This is a genomic window from Hymenobacter koreensis, from assembly GCF_039541855.1.
Classification (GTDB): domain Bacteria; phylum Bacteroidota; class Bacteroidia; order Cytophagales; family Hymenobacteraceae; genus Solirubrum; species Solirubrum koreensis.
Genome location: NZ_BAABHA010000021.1, coordinates 1 through 547, shown reverse-complemented (window position 1 = coordinate 547; position 547 = coordinate 1). Strand labels below are relative to the sequence as shown.

The following is a 547-nucleotide window of genomic DNA, read 5'->3' as shown; positions in this document are numbered from 1 at the left end:
AGGCTGCGGTTTTGTCGTAGCGGGTGGCCAAGCGGCGGTACTGTTTGAGGCGGTTAAAGAAGCGTTCGACCTTGTTGCGGTCGGCGTACAGGTTGCGGTCCAGTTCGCGCACGGTGCGTCGGCTGCGTTTGCTGGGCACGACGACCGCGGCCCCGGCCTGGCTGATTTGGGCCACCAAGGCGTTGGTGTCGTAGGCCTTGTCGGCAAGCACGGCACCGACGGCCAAGCCCGCCAATAACTCGGCGGCCACTGTGCAATCGGCTTGCTGGCCCGGCGTCAGCGCTAAGCGCAGCGGGTTGCCCAGCGCGTCTACGACGGCGTGGAGCTTGCTGGTGAAGCCGCCGCGGGAACGGCCGAGGGCTTCGGCCGGGGCACTGCTTTTTTTTGCCCGGCCGCGTGTTGGTGGGCCCGCACGCTGGTCGAGTCGAGCAGGGCCCAGTCCAGGTCCGGGTCCTGGACGGCCTCAAACACACGTTGCCAGACGCCTTTTTGCGCCCAGCGCCGAAACCGGCGGTAGACCGAGTTCCAAGGGCCGAACCGCTCGGGC

General features: G+C 67.5%; 1 protein-coding gene and 1 pseudogene. Both read right to left on the bottom strand.

Going from position 1 to position 547, the window contains the following annotated elements; genetic code table 11:
- A partial coding sequence (locus ABD903_RS23245; protein WP_345228259.1) for an IS5 family transposase occupies positions 1–439 on the bottom strand: 439 nt, incomplete at its 3' end.
- A 62-nt stretch (positions 440–501) separates the two neighbouring features.
- Positions 502–547, bottom strand: a pseudogene (locus ABD903_RS23240) (hypothetical protein); the annotation flags it as partial.